A 280-nucleotide genomic window follows, 5' to 3' on the forward strand; every position below is an offset into this window, starting at 1 on the left:
AGTCTTTGCGTTTTGTCGCCAGAATCATTTTATTTTTACTGGTATGTTCCAGCGCCACAAATTCAAAAACTTTGGTTTCATAACCATAAGCTTTGAGCAGTAAAGCACGAATGGTATCGGTCAACATTTCTGCCTGCTGTCCGGCATGAATACCAAACTGTAACATCGGGCTGAGGACTTTTGGCGCCTGCAACTGCGGACGCAATTCCTTATGACAACACGGTGCACACATGATCATCTGTGCATTCAGGCGAATCCCGCTATGAATCGCAAAATCTGT

At 44.6% G+C, this 280-nt stretch carries 1 protein-coding gene; it reads right to left on the minus strand.

Annotation, left to right across the window (positions count from 1 at the left end; all coding sequences use genetic code 11):
• Positions 1 to 280 (minus strand): hypothetical protein (locus tag ACH13J_RS18435; protein WP_397544799.1); only part of this gene is annotated, 280 nt, incomplete at both ends.

Source organism: Roseovarius salis (assembly GCF_044472985.1).
GTDB classification, from domain to species: Bacteria; Pseudomonadota; Alphaproteobacteria; order Rhodobacterales; family Rhodobacteraceae; genus Roseovarius; species Roseovarius salis.